The sequence below is a fragment of the Bacillus sp. MN7755 genome, from assembly GCF_054771475.1.
Genome location: NZ_BTRL01000029.1, coordinates 178,413 through 195,880, shown reverse-complemented (window position 1 = coordinate 195,880; position 17,468 = coordinate 178,413). Strand labels below are relative to the sequence as shown.

The window sequence follows — 17,468 nt, the reverse complement described above, 5'->3', positions numbered from 1 at the left end:
TAACTTTTAGGGGTCACTTCACTTATGACTGCTCTTTTTTATGGTAAGAAGTACAACCTGGGTAAGAAGCAGGCTACACTACAGGTGGTGTTTGCAGAATATTGAGTTTTATTCAACAAGGATAGTTCCATTCTTAAAATAGAGATGTTGCCTAAGGTTATTGTTTTTACATATTTTAACATTATTTGATGTTTTGATTTTGTGATACATTTTAGTTTTTTGTTTAATTTATCTTTTCATCTATATATTTTCCGTAATCAGGTACAGCAATTTTATCAAATTCTTGAACGAGTGTTTTGAGGCTTGTTGATAGCAATTCACCTGACATCGGTATCCCATGGCCAGTAACAGCGGCTAGAGGCTTTAACTTCTCTAGTTTAATAACTGATTCTTTAGCAGCTTTCCAGTCTGTTGTTAAATAACGAGGCGGACCGCTTATTTCTTGTTCCTGAGTAATTACCTTATATAGATATTCCTGCTTCACTGTAACAAAAGCGTCCCCAGCAATTAATGTTCGGTCTTTTTCTCGGAATAATGAAATATGTCCTGGAGTGTGTCCTGGAGTATGAAGCCATCTAAACTCTGGCATATGGGGAACAGTTCCATCTGTAGGTAGCACTTTTATGCTATTTCCTAAATCAATCGGTTCGTTAGGGAACAGAGGGGACATTTTCGCTACCATACCTCCTTCAACTGTTGGATCTGGTTCAGGATAGCTTTGTAGTCCAGTCAGGAACGGTATCTCCATTTGATGGGCATAGACTGGAACATCCCAATACTTGATGAGTTCAATTATTCCACCAACATGATCAAAATGCCCGTGAGTTAAAATGATTGCTTTTGGGCGGCTGTTTGTACCAAATCGATCCTCAGCGACAGAGATAATTTCATTTGCACATTTAGGCATACCAGCATCAACTAAAACAAAATCATTGCTCTCGGGATTTCCAACAAAACAGATGTTGACGATTTGAATCGTGTAACAAAATAAATCAGGCAATACTTCAATGCCATGACCACTTTCAATTGAAGTTGCTGGAATAAACTTGTAATCACTTCCATAATTCATCTCATTGTCCACTTTTTATCCCCCTTAATATATGTTAATACGACATTATAGTTCCCTAATTTTGAAAATCCATTTTGGAGGATTTGAGAAAAGAATTAGTGGGGGATTACAAAAAAACAATAATTTACTCCTAGAATTAAGGTGGAGACGTATCAATTTATATAAAGTGCAAACAAAAAATATTGATTGTAAAGTCGTAGTTTTTACTATTTTTTTGGGAGGGGTTACAGGTTAATAAAAGTTTCATCTAGATATTATAATGTCGGGTTACCTAAAAATTACATAACAGTAGTTGATATTAATCCATTAAATGAAACGATTACTTGTACAAATGTTTTACATAATCAAAGAATGTTTAAGTATCAATTAAAGTATGTTTCTAGGCAACAGGCTCATTTTTAAGCTTATTGCCTAGAAGAATTCGTTCATCTACCAATCGTTCTGATAGGATAAATCTGGAACGCTCCGCATTTGTATTTTCTGAGAGGAAGGTTAATAATCTTATCTTTAACGAATGTACCGAAAGAAATTTTTCCACAAGCATGTGAAAGACGATAGCCTCACTGTTCATTATTTGAATTGCATAGTATTAGCTACTTATTATTTGGGTTTTAAGTGTATATCTTTTAAGGGGACATACCAAGTTCTTTTATTTTGATAATTACTTGAAACTTGAATGGGAAAAACATGATCAAGCCCCCATTCTAATTCGTTTATTTCATTTTCAAGTCCTGTTGGATAGAGTAAAAGAATCTTAAAATTATTTTTAACAATATTTGATAAAACTGTTTGTAATTCTAGCGCTTCAGTCAAGTTTCCGCCCCATCTAACAAATAAAATGGATTGTGAATGATGAATTTTTTCGTAAAAATTATCAATTCTTCGATCTAATTTTTGTTTAAAATCATGGTATGTGATGAACCAATCTTCATTTGGAATAACAGGGAAATCATGATAGGATGTTACGTTATATTTTGTGTCTTTTATAATATGAGAAAAAACAGGTTGTATCACGCCATCATTAAACACAATATTTTGATCCGGCATTGCGTGCATGTTTTTTAAATCCATAAAGTCTATAAAATTATTTTTCAATAATTTGTTGATAGAAGAAAGATTCGGTGATTCAAACCAATCTAGAGGACCTGAATATTTCCGCAGCCTATATTTTTTTAGATGAATAGCAGTATAACAATTTTCCCCTAAACTAATAACATCATCATAAATGCCTTGAGGCCCTTTCATTTCCAATACAATCATCCTTTTTTTAGAAAAATTAGAAGGTATATATAAATTCTAAAAAGCGTTACTATGACACAGAATATGCTTTTGAAAAATAGGAGAACTGATTCATTATAAATAATATATGTATGTATAAAAACTCCTGTGAAAAGGCTCACAGGAGGATAAACTAAAGCGTATTTCGGGTTATATACCATTTGTTGAGGTAAGAATTGTGTGTGATAATTAATGGCGTTTTTATAAAAAAAAGTGGAAAAACAGAACTACATTGAAGTGAGTTGTGAGTAAATTATAATTTGAAATTGAGCGAAAATAAGAAGCCCCAATTGCAGAATGAAGCAACTGGGGCGTTTTTTAATCTCTTCCTAACTTAATTATATCATGTAAATCAAGTTCGAAATAGACTGTTTATTCTCATGTACTACTGCTACAATCAAGAACACATGTATAGTAAGGAGAGATGTTATATGAGTTCTTTCGTTCTCGATTTTCAGGAAATAGAAAAAACGCAGCTTTCACTTGTCGGTGGAAAAGGCTTGAATTTAGGGGAGTTATCCAATATTCAAGGGATACAAGTGCCAGAAGGATTTTGTGTTACAACGGTAGGATATGAAAAGGCTATCGAGCAAAATGAAGAGCTTCAAACTTTATTGCAGCAGCTAACAAAGTTGAAAAAGGAAGAGCGAGCTCAAATTGGTGAAATCAGTAAGAAGATTAGAGAAATCATTATGGCAGTAGAAATCCCTTCTGATGTAGTGGAAGCGGTAGCTCAATATCTCTCACGTTTTGGAAATGAACATGCGTATGCAGTTCGTTCTAGTGCGACGGCTGAAGATTTACCATATGCCTCGTTTGCTGGTCAACAAGATACGTATTTAAATATCATTGGAAAAGAAGCAATTTTGCAGCATGTAAGAAAGTGCTGGGCTTCTTTATTTACAGATCGAGCAGTCATGTACCGTATGCAAAATGGTTTTGAACATAAACAAGTTTCTATATGTGTTGTCGTTCAAAAAATGGTTTTCCCGCAGGCTTCGGGCATTTTATTTACTGCTGATCCAGTTACTTCTAACCGAAAGGTGTTATCAATCGATGCCAGTTTTGGGCTGGGAGAGGCATTGGTATCAGGATTGGTCTCTGCCGATAATTATAAAGTAAAAGAAGGCGAAATTACCGGAACGATGATAGCAACTAAAAAATTAGCTATTTATGCTTTAAAAGAGGGCGGAACAGAGACGAAACAGATTGATCCGGCTCAGCAAAAGATTCAAACATTGTCTGAACAACAAATTTTACAATTAGCACAGATCGGAAGGCAGATCGAAGCTTATTTCGGTTGTCCGCAAGATATCGAATGGTGTTTAGTTGATGATGCATTTTATATTGTCCAAAGCAGGCCAATCACGACTTTATATCCAATTCCGGAAGCAAATGATCAGGAAAATCATGTGTATGTATCGGTTGGTCACCAGCAAATGATGACTGATCCTTTGAAGCCATTAGGAATGTCTTTATTTCAGTTAACATCCTTTGGACCGAGGTTTCAAGCTGGGGGAAGGCTGTTTGTTGATGTTGCACAAAGATTGGCTTCGCCTACTAGTAGAGAACTTTTATTAAATACGATAGGGAATTCGGAACCACTTATTAAAGATGCATTAACGACTGTAGTCGAGCGAGATGATTTTATTAAATTGTTACCAGATGATGAAAAAGAAAAGAGTGTTGGTAAAAGCGGGCCACCTGTAAGCTCGCAACCACAAATCGAAAACAATCCGGCAATCGTTATGGATTTAATAAAGAAGAGTCAAGCATCAATCGAAGAGTTAAAACGAAACATGCAAACGAAATCAGGGGTGGATGTACTTGATTTTATTTTGGAAGATATTCAGCAATTAAAGAAAATACTATTTCATCCGCAAAGTATGGCTGTCATTATGGCAGGTATGAATGCTTCAACATGGATCAATGAAAAGATGGAGCAATGGCTAGGTGAAAAGAATGCAGCGGACACCCTTTCTCAATCAGTACAAAGTAATATTACTTCAGAAATGGGTTTAGCATTAATGGATGTTGCTGATGTGATTCGGCCATATCCAGAAGTTATTGCGTATTTACAACATGTAGAAGAGGATAACTTTTTAGATGAACTTGTTCAGTATAAAGGCGGAGAAAAAGCTCGAGATACAATCGTTGCTTTTCTAAATAAATACGGAATGAGATGTAGCGGCGAAATCGACATTACGAAAACGCGCTGGAGTGAGAAGCCAATAACCATTATCCCGATGATTTTAAATAATGTAAGAGACTTTGAATATGGTGCTAGTAAGCGGAAGTTTGAAGAAGGGCTGCAGGAAGCTTTGAACAAAGAAGAAGAGTTATTAGAGCGATTACAGCATTTGTCAGATGGAGAACAAAAAGTAGAAGAAACGAAGCGAATGATTCGTAACATCCGTAATTTTATTGGCTATCGTGAATATCCGAAATACGGCATGATTAATCGTTATTTCATATATAAGCAAGCGTTACTGAAAGAAGCTGAGCAACTTGTGCAGAGCGGTGTCATTTATGAAGTTGATGATATATACTATTTAACATTTGAAGAGCTTCACGAAGTTGTTCGCACGATGAAACTAGATTATGAGCTTATTCATAAACAAAAAAATGATTATAAATTATATGAAAAACTAACGCCTCCGCGTGTAATGACGTCTGATGGAGAAATCATTACAGGTAAATATAAACGAGAAAACCTTCCAGCTGACGCGATTGTAGGTCTGCCTGTTTCTTCTGGAATAGTTGAGGGGAGAGCTCGCGTTATTTTAAACATGGAAGAAGCGAATTTAGAAGAGGGAGATATATTAGTTACGGCTTTTACTGACCCTGGCTGGACACCATTGTTTGTGTCTATAAAAGGGTTAGTCACTGAAGTTGGCGGACTTATGACGCACGGAGCAGTGATTGCACGTGAATACGGATTACCAGCAGTCGTCGGAGTAGAGAATGCTACGAGATTAATAAAAGACGGACAACGAATTCGGGTACATGGAACTGAAGGGTATATTGAAGTGTTGTAATGAAATAAAAGATCATCCGCTATAAATAGTGGATGATCTTTTTATTTTGCAACAACTCACTTTTTTAACCCAGCTGCATAAAAAGGTCCATGAACTGCGATTGTTGATAAAATACGAGCAATTTCCTCAGGTGTTTCTTTTTGTCCATTATTTAACCATTGCTGAATAACACCAATATGAGCAGATGCCATATAAGAAGCTAAGTATTGACTTGGGACAAGTAAGTTCTCTTTATTAATGAGAGCACCATTCGTATCTTCAAATAGTGTTTTCCACATAAAGTCTTTCAGTTTTGTTTGGAAAGATAAATCTCCATTTGGGCTTAACACAGCTTTCATAAAATCACTATTTTCATTTAGAAATTCAAGAATAGAAGTGATAAGTATAAACGGCATTGTTGGGGAAGGATTTGATCCAAGGTCAGCAATAACTTCCGGAAATTTCTGTTTGGCAATGCTAGAAAACTCATACATAATTTCTTCTTGGCATTTCGTCATTAAATCAAATTTATCTTGATAATGGGCATAGAAAGTACCGCGATTTATGTTTGCTTTCGTTGTAATATCTTTCACTGTAATAGCTTCAAAACCTTTTTCTTCAATTAATTCCACTAATGCATTTCGTATGGCAGTTTTCGTACGAATTACACGTAAATCTAAATTACTATCGCGCAAAGCGTGTCCCTCCTTCATTTTAGCCAACACATTTCAAGAATGTGTATGATAACCGACACATTCACGATTTTTGATTATTGTATAAGGTTCAACTCGAACATATAATTCAAAATATAAATAAACAACACGTTGTTGGTTATTATAAATCAAACTATAGGAGGAGAAAAGAAAATGTTTAAAAATAAACTTTTAATGTTATCACCAGTTATTGCACTACTTGTAGTTTTTATTTTTTCATTAACATTATTTCCAACCGTTCAACCTAAGCCGAAAAATTTGCCAATCGCAATTGTAAATGAGGATCAAGGAGTAGAAATTCCGAATCAACCGAAAATGAATATGGGGCAAACGATCGTTGATAATATGAAAAAGACATCAAAATCAGAGGAAGAATCTGCGGTAAAGTGGGTAGAAGTGAAAAATAAGAAAGCCGTGCAAAAAGGTTTAAATAATCAAGATTATTATGCAGCATTAGTCATTCCGAAAGAATTTAGTACAAAGCAGGCATCACTACGAACACCACAACCATCTTCGCCAGAGGTAGAAATATTCATAAATCAAGGAATGAATACAGCAGCATCAACTGTGGCAGGACAAATGTTGAATGGTGTAGTAGATAATATGAACAATACTGCTCGTACACAACTATTAGAAGGATTGAAAGCAAAAGGAGCTACTTTAACAACAGACCAAGCTGCGAAATTAGTAACACCTATTGTAAAGAACGTGACAAATGTGAATGAGGTCGGAAAAAATAGTGCGAACGGTAACTCACCAATTTCATTATTCCAGCCGTTATGGATCGCAAGTTTAGCGAGTGCAGCGATTATCTTTATTGCGATAAGTAAAATGCCGGTAGGTTCAAGAAAAGAAAACTTTGTATTAAAATTAAAACAAATAGTAGCTGGAGCAGTTGCGACAATTGTAATTGGGTTTGGTCTGACATGGATTGCGGATGGAATGGTAGGACTAAATATTTCAAATTTCACCGATACGGCCTTATTTTTATCCATTACATCGTTTAGTTTCTTCTTAATGATATCAGCGGTACTTTCACTAGTTGGACTAAAAGGAATTGGTGTATTCGCACTCTTACTATTCTTCGGTGCACCGTTATTATCATTAGCACCTGAAATGTTGTCGTCATTTTATCAAGACTGGGTTTACACATGGTTACCAATGCGATTTATGATTGAAGGGCTTAGAGGAATATTCTTCTTCGGAAAAGGGTTAAGCTGGAGTACACCTGTTACTGTGCTCGTTTGGATTGGTGCGGTAAGTATGGTTATTATTTTAATGACTGCTTTCAAACGTAGTGCAATAAAGGAACATAAAACAGAATTGAACGCTTAGAAAAAAAACGCTTCACTCGTAGTGAAGCGTTTTTTTTGTGGTGAAATGGTTATTAGTCTATAGAGAAATGAAGAGTTCGTATTTGTGATACTTTTTGTATACATGCTCCTGCTATTTCAAATTGCATAAAATGTTATGCGAAATAATGGAGGGGATACGATGTATAATTCGAATTATTATGATTGGTATAGGCAAAATGATAAGCTCATTCGTGATATTGAGAAAGCAATTAATGGAGAGTTTAGTGCTATAAATTGCTATGCGAAATTAGCCAACATGGCTCCAAATGAGGCAGAACGAAATCAAATTCTTGAAATTCGTAACGATGAAATAAAGCATTTTCAACATTTTGTACAAATCTATACAAATTTAACTGGTCAACAGCCGAAACCACAAATTACAGAAGAATGTCCGAATACGTACTTACAAGGATTAGAATTCGCAATACAAGATGAACAGAAGACAGTGGATTTTTATTTGGAAATTTCAGATGAAACATCAGATGCGAACATGAAAGAGTTGTTGCGCAGAATAGCAACCGATGAACAAAATCATGCGGTATGGTTTTTATATTATTTTGTGAAGTCAAAGTAGATATCTAGGGGGTTAAGACCGTTTCATTAGTAGTGGAACGGTTTTTTTGTGGTGTAATACAAGTCGAATAATAGATATCTTTAAGGTATAGTAGTTTCTTTTGGTATATAATGTATAAAAATAAAATCAATAAAAGAAAAAGCAAACATGTGAAAGGGGGAACGCAATATGGAGAGAAATACAATAACGAAAGAATATACAATTCGAATTGCTACGGAAGATGAAAGTGATAGTATTATTACTCTATTAAAAGAAGTAGCAAAGTGGCTACAACATAAAAAAGTAGATCAATGGCAGTATCTTTTAGGAGAAGAAGCAACGGCTGAAATATTAGAAGGCATAAAAGAGAAATATACGTATGTTGTAATGAAAGAAGAGGAAATTGTCGGTACAGTTACAGCATCTCCTAAACAAAATGAATGGGATGAACATATTTTTGGTAAAGAGGATGTTTCTAATTCATTATATATTCATAGATTTGCGGTGAAACGGAAGTATAAGGGGAATGGAATAGGAGAACACATTTTACAGTGGATAGATGAGAATATGCAAAGTGATAAACAGTATTTGAAGTTAGATTGTGTTGGACATAACCGTACATTAAATGATTTTTATAAGAAAAATGGTTTTGAATATATCGGTAGTAAGGATGGACATAGTAAGTTTCAAAAAAGAAGGAGGAAGTGAATGAATTCAATTGACGTAAGTTTAGTAGAAAAGTTAATACAGGAACAGTTTCCTGAATGGGCACATTTAGAAGTGAAACCTGTAAAGTTTAGTGGGCATGATAATAGAACGTTTCACTTAGGGGATGAGATGAGTGTAAGATTGCCAAGTGAGGCGGCATATGCACCGCAAGTAGAGAAAGAAAATAAGTGGCTACCTATATTAAGTGAGGAGCTTTCTTTACCGATTTCTACACCACTTGCGAAAGGGAATCCATCTGAAGTGTATCCATGGCCTTGGTCTATTAATATGTGGATAGAGGGAGAGACCGTTACGAAACAAAACGTTCGTGACTTAAGTGAATTTGCGGCAGACTTAGGATTATTTTTAGTAGAATTGCAATCTATTGATGCGAGTAACGGACCGATAGCTGGAGCACATAATTTTTACCGAGGCGGGCTTATATCTGTATATGATGAAGAGGCGAGAGATGCTATTGAAAATAATAAGAACGTTTTTGATGAAATAGTATTAAAGCATCTTTGGAATTTAGCACTTCAGTCGAAGTGGGAGCGTAAGCCAGTTTGGGTTCATGGAGATGTAGCGCCAGGGAACTTACTTGTTAAAGAGGGAAAGCTTTGTGCTGTAATTGATTTTGGTATTTTAGGAGTAGGAGATCCAGCCTGTGATGCAGCGATGGCATGGACGTTTTTTGATAAGAATAGTAGAGGTGTATTTAAAGAAGTATTGCACATAGATGAAGAAACGTGGAATAGGGCGAGAGGATGGGCACTTTGGAAGGCGTTAATTACATATGATGCGAATAGAGATAGTAATGAAAAAATAGCAGAAGAATCGTATCGTGTCATTCAAGTGATTGTGGATGATTATGAGAACTAATAGAAAAAGCCTATTTCAAAATAGGTTTTTTCATATGATTAAATATTAGAAATCGAAAGAAGGAATCTAACGTAATTATACAGAATATTTAGATAAATGGGAGGTGTCGAATTTTGAGTGAAATTGAATTAAAAAGGAATGTAATTAAGACAGGGAGTGAGAAGGGGACTATTCTTCGGTTTATACTCGCTAGTCTCGTTGGGGTGTTTATGTTTTTCGTACCGATTACAATAAACGGTGCTTCGTCCATTATGATTGATCATATCGTATCTTGGGTCCGGGCTTCGGTTCCAGGAGTAGTACCTTATTATGCACTACTTGTTATGGTAATGGGTGCGATTTACCCGTTTTATACGAAAAAATGGAATGCATCTATCGTAGATGTTTGTTTTTCTATTTTAAAAGTAGTCGGTGTTGTTTTCAGTGTACTATATTGTTTTAAAGTGGGACCAGCTTGGTTCTTTGCGCCAGATGTAGGGCCGTTTTTGTATGAGAAACTAGTAATATCGGTAAGTTTACTCGTTCCAATTGGCTCGGCTTTTTTAGCGTTATTAGTCGGATATGGATTGCTAGAATTTATTGGTACATTTTGCCGTCCGATTATGAGACCATTATGGAAAACACCAGGACGATCGGCAATCGATGCGGTTGCTTCCTTTGTGGGAAGTTATTCGCTTGCGCTTCTTATCACGAACCGCGTATATAAAGAAGGAAAGTATACGACAAAAGAAGCAGCTATTATTGCTACAGGTTTTTCTACAGTATCCGCTACATTTATGATCATCATCGCAAAAACATTAGACATTATGCATTTATGGAATGTTTATTTTTGGACTACTCTTGTTGTAACATTCATCGTAACTGCTATCACCGTAAGAATCCCGCCCCTTAGTAGAAAACCAGATACATATGTAACGGAAGAAGGGTTCCCAGAGCCTGTTTATAAGGAGAAAATGCTAGAACGTGCTTGGGAAGATGCGTTAGAAGTATCAAAATCTGCACCGAATATTATGAAAAATATCGCGGTGAACTTAAAAGACGGTTTTATTATGACAATGGGAATTTTACCATCTATTATGTCAGTAGGATTAATTGGTATCGTCTTAGCGAAATTCACACCAATATTTGATTGGATCAGTTATATTTTTTATCCATTTACATGGCTATTACAATTACCAGAAGCAGACTTAGCTGCTAAAGCGGCATCCGTAGGTATTGCAGAAATGTTTTTACCTTCTCTTTTAGTTGTAAGTGCACCACTTGTGACAAAGTTTGTCATTGCGGTTGTTTCGGTCTCATCTATATTGTTTTTCTCCGCTTCCATTCCATGTATTTTATCGACAGATATTCCGTTAAAAGTATCTGAACTTATTGTTCTGTACGTGCAGAGAACGATATTAACGTTGCTTATTATTACGCCGATTGCTTATTTGTTGCTTTAAAGTTTTAAAAAGATAAAGCTATAACAAAAGAGGCCTTCTGTAAAAGGAAGGCTTCTTTTATTTGTTGTTCGTATATGACGTAATACTTCTTAAGAAAATTCCTAACCCTGCAAAAAAGAATCCTAAGCATAATAAGCTTCCTGGCGTTCCCCAAGTGATTTGATCTAGCATTTTTATACCCTCCCATTTACCCCATATTAATTAACCGTAAAAATTTCACTGATTAAAGTTTCGCTTTATTATTATATAGTATTTTTGGGGTTTTATCCAGATTTATCCATACTATCAACCTGAAAAATTGATCCATAAATGAAAAAAACAATAATCTTTTTGTAAAAATAATAGAGTTTTCGATGTGCAACTCTTTAAAGAACGCACACTAGACTTTTAGAAAAACTTCACATGAAATGAAACCAATATAAATTTAACTTGATACAATGGGATGTAAACGGTATTTGTTAGAGATTTTTGGTGGGGTATTAAAAATTGAATGTAAGTGCATTTAAAAGTAGGTTTTAATATTTTATTATCTATATAATAAGGTGTTATTTTGTATGGTATAGTAAGAAAAAGGGGGCTTACAAATGGAAATGATTCATGAAAGAGCAAAGTTACGGTTAATGGATAGTGATGATGTCGAAACTTTGTTTTCGATTGTAGAAGGAAATCGGGATATTTGGGCGTATTTAATCTCTAAAATGGATAGTGTTCAAGATATGCAGCAATATGTTCAAAAAGCGATACAAGGTTATGGAAAGGGTACACAAATACCTTTCGTTGTAGTGGATCAACAGACGAATACGATTGTAGGGAGTACACGCTTATATAATATTTCAGTAGAAAATAAGACAGTCGAGTTAGGGCAAACGTGGTATCATCCAAGTGTGCAACGCACGAGTATAAATACAGAGTGTAAGTATATGCTTCTCCAGTATGCTTTTGAAAAACTGCATATGCGGAGAGTACAAATTAAGACGGATGCAAGAAATGAAAAAGCACAACGAGCAATTGAAAGGTTAGGCGCAGTAAAAGAGGGTGTGCTTAGAAATGAAAGAAAATTATCGAATGGTTATGTGAGAGATGCAGTTGTGTACAGTATTATTTCGAGTGAATGGCCAGGCGTAAAAGAAAAATTGTTAGAAAAATTAGAGTTGTATAAAGAAAAGCTATAATTCGTGTTTTGAAAGGTATATTGTTCGTGATGTATGAAAAATATACCTTTTTTCTTACAAAATGCTACTTTATTTTAATTCCTTTTGTTTCATCGTTCCCTTCTGAGAAAAAATTCGTTACAATGTAGTTGTATGGTAATAAACTTATGAATTTAAAAAATGTAATGAAAACCGCAAATGAAAATGAATTGATAATCCTCAATTTTAAATGAAAACCCTTTTATACATAAATAACAAGTAAAGTTCCTTCTTTTAAATAAACTCAAACAAAACGATTTGATATAAATGTTTTTTATAGAAGTATGGATGATGTACGGAGGCAATTACAAATGAAAGAAAATAAGAAGAGTAAGAAAAGACGAATCTTTCAAGTATTTTTACTAATGATTTGTTCTGCTATTTTATATGTAAGTTATGCAGCTTACGATATTTGGAGTTATCGTTTTAAAGCAAATGATGACGTGAAAACGGATGCTGGTATCGTACTAGGAGCAGCTTCATGGAACGGAAAACCATCTCCTGTATTTAAAGAAAGAATTAATCACGCGATTTCTTTATATAAGAACGGAAATATTAAAAAGATTATTTTTACAGGTGGTACAAAGTTCGAGGCAGAACTTGAGGAAGCGCGTACTGCAAGAGTATATGCAATGAAACAAGGTGTAAAAGAGGAAGATATTTTAATTGAAACAAAATCCCTTTTCACTGAAGAAAATTTAAAAAATGCGAAGCAAGTTGGAATAGAGAACGGCATACACACATACACGATTGTAAGTGATCCACTTCATATGAAACGCGCAATGAGAATCGCAAAACATATTAATATTGAAGCATATGCTTCACCAACGCCGACATCAGCATATAAAACGTTAGATACAGAAATACCATTCTTCTTTAAAGAATTATTCTCGTATATTGGATATGTAACCTCTTTGCCGTTAAAGGCATTGAAGGGGGACTAATAAGAAAAGAACCTATCTTTCAATAGGAACTTTTCTTATTAGTCAAAAACATTGTATTTTTATCGGAATAGTGAAACAATAGAGAGGTAGCTTCATATAATCATAATGACAAAATGAACGGTTTATGAATCGAGCATAAAGGAGATTATAGTATGGCACTCTCATTTGTTGAAACAGAAAAACAATCTTTAATTATTGAACAAATAAATAAATTGATTCCGAAGTTCATGGAAAGGGAGCATCAACTAAGTGAATTAGGATCATTTCCGTATGAAAATATAAATGATTTGAAAAATATCGGATATACGAAATTAACGTTACCGAAAGAATTTGGTGGTAGTGCGATTTCTTTATATGACTTCGTTTTATTTCAAGAAAAAATTGCGGAAGGCTGCGGAGCTACTGCATTATCGATTGGCTGGCATATTGGCATTGTGAAAGAGCTGGCGGAAAATCGCTCTTGGAATGATGAGATGTTCAAATGGTTTTGCGAAGAAGTGCGTAATGGTGCACTCTTTAACCGGGCAGCAACAGAGCCGAAAACAGGGAGTCCGACGCGTGGTGGAAAAACAGAAACAATAGCGGTTCAACAAGGCGAGAAGTGGATTATAAATGGAAGAAAAACTTTTACAACGATGGCGCCAGTACTTGATTATTTTATTATTTCAGCGAGTATTGAAGGCCGTGAAGAAGTTGGTGAGTTTGTCATTCCAAGAAATACGCTCGGTGTATCCATTGAAGAAACGTGGGATAGCGTTGCGATGCGAGGGACTGCTAGTCACGACCTTGTCTTACAAAATGTAGAGATAGAAAACCGCTTTTTTACGGATGTAAAAGGCGGGAAAGTGAAACAAAAGGGTATTGGCTGGTTGCTACATATACCAGCATGTTATTTAGGAATTGCACAATCTGCAAGAAATTATGCAGTTCAGTTTGCGGGATCATACAAGCCAAATAGTTTAAACCATTCTATTAGTTTATTACCGAATGTTAGAAGATTAGTTGGAGAATTAGAACTCGAGCTTATGCAAGCTCGCGTCTTTTTATATCAAATTGCGAAAAAGTACGATGAGGCAGAAGATAAACTTTCGCTGCAAGCAGAACTAGCAGCAGTGAAATATGCAGTAACGAATGCGGCGATATCCATAGTGGATAAATCTATGCGCATCGTAGGAGCAAAAAGTTTATCAGAAAAAAATCCGCTTCATCGTTACTATTTAAATGTCAGAGCAGGATTACACAATCCACCGATGGATGATGCAACACTATCTATGTTGGCGGATGCGGCATTTCGTTCGTAGGTTTTTTAACTTGAATTTTATTGTCTATGTACAATATAGTTGTTTTGAAAGCACGTGTTTGATTAGTAATCGAACACGTGCTTTTTATGTGCAGGAACGTACCAAGTTGAGATGTAGGTTTTTAATATAAATGGTTATCATGGTTTTGTGATTGTTTCTTGTTGAAAAATTCTTATTGTAATGCCAGTTTGGAAACTTTGCAAATAATTACTAAATTTAATCCCAAATCAATGGTCTTTCTAAATTTACCATTCGCAAATATTGTAAAAATTGACCTGCATGGACCGCATCATGATAGGCAATTCGTAATAGCATATCACCTAAATATCGTTGATAGCCAACATCGCTTCGATCAATAAGTCTTGAATCTAGCTCGGCTATGCTTATTGATTGAACATATTCTATGAAGTCAGTAAAGTATGATTGTGCCAACTCAATTTCTTTTTTCACACAAGTAATTGGCTCGTCATCATACGGGATATCTATGTCGTTTATTGAGCCGTTGTTTTTTAAAATCATATGATAGTAAAAAGTTGAGCTCCATACGTGACGAATCATTTCACCAAAGGACATAGCCTCATTATCAGGCTTCCAATTAAGAAAATTATCGGGAAGAGAATTCCATAATTTTTCTGAGCGTCTTCTCGTTTCTTTCAAATTTAATATACTAAGATCAATTGCATTCATAATAAATTCTCCTTTACTATTAAACTTAAAATAATTGTATCAATTTAACAGTTAGGGTATCATCGAAATATGAATGTATATCCGAATATCTCATATATAGCTAAATTAATTGCTGAACCTACAAGAGCAATCATCTTAGATTGTCTAATGAATAATCAGGCACTACCTGCTAGTGAATTGGCTTATATGGCAAAAGTGTCACATCCAACGATTAGTTCTCATCTTTCTAAATTAGTAGAGGGGAATCTACTTACAGTTGAACAACATGGTAGACATCGTTACTATCGACTTGCTAATCAAGAGGTAGCAGAAGTTATTGAAAAGTTAGGGACAATTGCACCAATAGCCCAAGTTCGCTCTTTAAATCAATCGAATCAACTAAAGCAAGTTCGTTATGCTCGAACTTGCTATGATCATCTTGCAGGCAAGCTCGGTGTAGAGATAACTGAAAAATTACTTGCTAGTGAATTTATAATTTTAGAGGAAGAAGAATACATTGTAACAGAACAAGGTAAAAGATGGTTTCTGAATTTTGGAATAAATATTGAAACAGCAGAAATAAAGAGGAGGGTATTTGCAAAACCTTGTCTTGATTGGAGTGAACGACGCTACCATATTTCTGGTTGGTTAGGATCTGCGATTGCAAAACTGTTTTTTGAACAGGAATGGATTACAAAAACGGATAAAACTCGAGCCGTCCATCTTACAAAAAAAGGTATGAAGTTATTGAAAGACCAATTGGGAATTGACATGAAAAATGAAGAAATTAAATAACCTGAGTCTATATAAAATATAGACTCAGGTTATTTAATTTCTTATAAAATCTTAGATGATATTTACGCAAGGCAAATTTAACCTCAATCACTTTATGGAAAGAGGTTAAATGAAAACATAGTAGTTGAGGAAGTTCTATTAAATTAATAATCATATTACTTAAAAATTATGCGTAAGAATATATTAAATGAAGGGAGATATAAAATGAATAAAGTGAAACTGAAAGTATTTAATATAAAGTATGTAGTGATATGTATTTTATTCACGATTATATGTATTCTCACTTCATTCTTCATTTCTAGTAATTCAAGCGTATTTAAATCGTATTATGTTAATCAATTATTAGGAACGAATTCTACTAAAGGCCTTATGTATATGATAGGAAGTGAAAATCATTATTTTGCAGAAGAATTTCATAAAGAAAAAGGACGAGCGTCTTTGGAATCTTTTTTACTTTCACTTTCTACAAATATTAATGTAAATGACCTCCGAAGCTTATTAACTCGAGAACTTCCAAATATGAATCAATTTTATTCGGAAATATTAATTGCTGGAGAGGGAACAGATTATACGAACATTCCTGAAGAATCCAGCATTCCTATAGAGAATATTAAGAATGAAGGTACTGCTGTTAAACACCCAAAGAGTGAGAAAGAAAACAATTCAAATACACAAAATAACGGTGAAAATAAAGTTTTTATTTATCATACACATAGTTGGGAGTCGTTTATTCCTCTAATTCCAGGTGCTACTATACCTAATGATGCCTCTAGTACAAATAATGAAGTGAATATTACGTTTGTTGGAAATTATTTAAAACAAAAGTTAGAAGAAAAAGGAATAGGCGTTTCACATGATACGACAAATATGAGGGATTTTCTGCGAAATAAAAATTTAAACTGGGCGCAATCCTACAAAGGATCTCGTCAAATATTACAAGATAAATTAGCACAAGATAAAAATATTATGTTTCCAATGGACCTTCATAGAGATGATGCACGAAAAAATATTACAACAAAAAATATTAATGGAAAGAATTATGCTCGCCTCTATTTTATATTAGGACGAGAGAATCCTAACTTTGAAAAAAATAAAAAAATAGTAACGGCAATAAATTCATATTTAGACGAGAAGTATTATGGTTTAAGCCGAGGGATTTTTATTAAAGATCGTAAAAGCGGGAATGGAGTATATAATCAAGACCTTTCTCCAAATGCATTACTTATTGAAATGGGAGGCGTAGATAATACACCAGAAGAATTATATGCTTCCGTTGACGCATTAGCAGAAGCATTTAGCCACTATTATAATGAAGTAGTTAAGAAAAATAACTAAATATATAGGGGAAACCTAGTATTTTTCTAAAATAAAAAGGAGTGACACCTAGTATGAAGTTCTAGGGGGTTACTCTTTTTTGTAGTATATGGAAAAATATCATTACCCAAAAATGTTATCAGTTAAAAAAATCTTTCTTTTCATTCTTCTTTTTATCGTTTTATAGGAGAATACTATGCTTCTTATTTCACCTACTGTATAATAAGAAAAAAGCACGAAAAGA

15 protein-coding genes are annotated in these 17,468 nt (G+C 34.5%); 11 read left to right on the top strand and 4 right to left on the bottom strand.

Annotated elements, in window-relative coordinates; translation table 11 throughout:
- Window positions 1-223 precede the first annotated feature (223 nt).
- Window positions 224-1,081, bottom strand: a complete 858-nt coding sequence (locus ACYVEC_RS28365; protein ID WP_199677761.1) for an MBL fold metallo-hydrolase — start codon at window positions 1,079-1,081, stop codon at window positions 224-226.
- A gap of 588 nt (window positions 1,082-1,669) precedes the next feature.
- Window positions 1,670-2,329, bottom strand: coding sequence for a DUF1796 family putative cysteine peptidase (locus tag ACYVEC_RS28360; protein ID WP_098556802.1), 660 nt, complete (start codon window positions 2,327-2,329; stop codon window positions 1,670-1,672).
- A gap of 449 nt (window positions 2,330-2,778) precedes the next feature.
- Between ACYVEC_RS28360 and ppsA the strand changes: the two genes are divergently transcribed.
- On the top strand, window positions 2,779-5,385 hold the full coding sequence (gene ppsA, locus ACYVEC_RS28355; RefSeq protein ID WP_460509375.1) for a phosphoenolpyruvate synthase: 2,607 nt from the start codon (window positions 2,779-2,781) through the stop codon (window positions 5,383-5,385).
- Window positions 5,386-5,441: 56 nt separating this feature from the next.
- Here ppsA and ACYVEC_RS28350 read toward each other — a convergent pair whose 3' ends face one another.
- The gene (locus tag ACYVEC_RS28350; RefSeq protein ID WP_307828229.1) at window positions 5,442-6,059 is read right to left on the bottom strand and encodes a TetR/AcrR family transcriptional regulator; all 618 of its coding nucleotides are present in this window, start codon (window positions 6,057-6,059) and stop codon (window positions 5,442-5,444) included.
- 132 nt (window positions 6,060-6,191) lie between these two features.
- Here ACYVEC_RS28350 and ACYVEC_RS28345 point away from each other — a divergent pair, with 132 nt between their 5' ends.
- The 8 genes from ACYVEC_RS28345 (at window position 6,192) to ACYVEC_RS28310 (ending at window position 14,449) form a co-directional block, all read left to right on the top strand.
- Window positions 6,192-7,412, top strand: coding sequence for a YhgE/Pip domain-containing protein (locus ACYVEC_RS28345; RefSeq protein WP_142332837.1), 1,221 nt, complete (start codon window positions 6,192-6,194; stop codon window positions 7,410-7,412).
- A 159-nt stretch (window positions 7,413-7,571) separates the two neighbouring features.
- Window positions 7,572-8,006: a ferritin-like domain-containing protein gene (locus ACYVEC_RS28340; RefSeq protein WP_275719570.1), complete on the top strand. Its 435-nt coding sequence runs from the start codon at window positions 7,572-7,574 to the stop codon at window positions 8,004-8,006.
- Between the two features lie 168 nt (window positions 8,007-8,174).
- Window positions 8,175-8,693: a GNAT family N-acetyltransferase gene (locus ACYVEC_RS28335; protein ID WP_275719571.1), complete on the top strand. Its 519-nt coding sequence runs from the start codon at window positions 8,175-8,177 to the stop codon at window positions 8,691-8,693.
- Entirely contained in the window at window positions 8,694-9,572 is an 879-nt protein-coding gene (locus ACYVEC_RS28330; RefSeq protein WP_098556812.1) for an aminoglycoside phosphotransferase family protein, read from the top strand.
- Between the two features lie 113 nt (window positions 9,573-9,685).
- Window positions 9,686-11,014: a YjiH family protein gene (locus ACYVEC_RS28325; protein ID WP_098556814.1), complete on the top strand. Its 1,329-nt coding sequence runs from the start codon at window positions 9,686-9,688 to the stop codon at window positions 11,012-11,014.
- Between the two features lie 584 nt (window positions 11,015-11,598).
- Entirely contained in the window at window positions 11,599-12,186 is a 588-nt protein-coding gene (locus ACYVEC_RS28320; RefSeq protein WP_098556816.1) for a GNAT family N-acetyltransferase, read from the top strand.
- 329 nt (window positions 12,187-12,515) lie between these two features.
- On the top strand, window positions 12,516-13,148 hold the full coding sequence (locus ACYVEC_RS28315) for a YdcF family protein (protein ID WP_063225232.1): 633 nt from the start codon (window positions 12,516-12,518) through the stop codon (window positions 13,146-13,148).
- A gap of 152 nt (window positions 13,149-13,300) precedes the next feature.
- The gene (locus tag ACYVEC_RS28310) at window positions 13,301-14,449 is read left to right on the top strand and encodes an acyl-CoA dehydrogenase family protein (RefSeq protein ID WP_098556817.1); all 1,149 of its coding nucleotides are present in this window, start codon (window positions 13,301-13,303) and stop codon (window positions 14,447-14,449) included.
- Window positions 14,450-14,665: 216 nt separating this feature from the next.
- Here ACYVEC_RS28310 and ACYVEC_RS28305 read toward each other — a convergent pair whose 3' ends face one another.
- Window positions 14,666-15,136 carry a DinB family protein gene (locus ACYVEC_RS28305; protein WP_063225234.1) on the bottom strand — a complete coding sequence of 157 codons (471 nt, stop codon included), beginning with the start codon at window positions 15,134-15,136 and terminating at the stop codon, window positions 14,666-14,668.
- A gap of 69 nt (window positions 15,137-15,205) precedes the next feature.
- Between ACYVEC_RS28305 and ACYVEC_RS28300 the strand changes: the two genes are divergently transcribed.
- Together ACYVEC_RS28300 and spoIIP are read left to right on the top strand one after the other, a co-directional pair.
- A complete protein-coding gene (locus tag ACYVEC_RS28300) occupies window positions 15,206-15,910 on the top strand; it encodes an ArsR/SmtB family transcription factor (RefSeq protein WP_098556819.1) in 705 nt (234 codons plus the stop codon).
- Between the two features lie 204 nt (window positions 15,911-16,114).
- Window positions 16,115-17,245, top strand: coding sequence for a stage II sporulation protein P (spoIIP, locus tag ACYVEC_RS28295; protein WP_098556820.1), 1,131 nt, complete (start codon window positions 16,115-16,117; stop codon window positions 17,243-17,245).
- The last annotated feature ends 223 nt before the right edge of the window (window positions 17,246-17,468 follow it).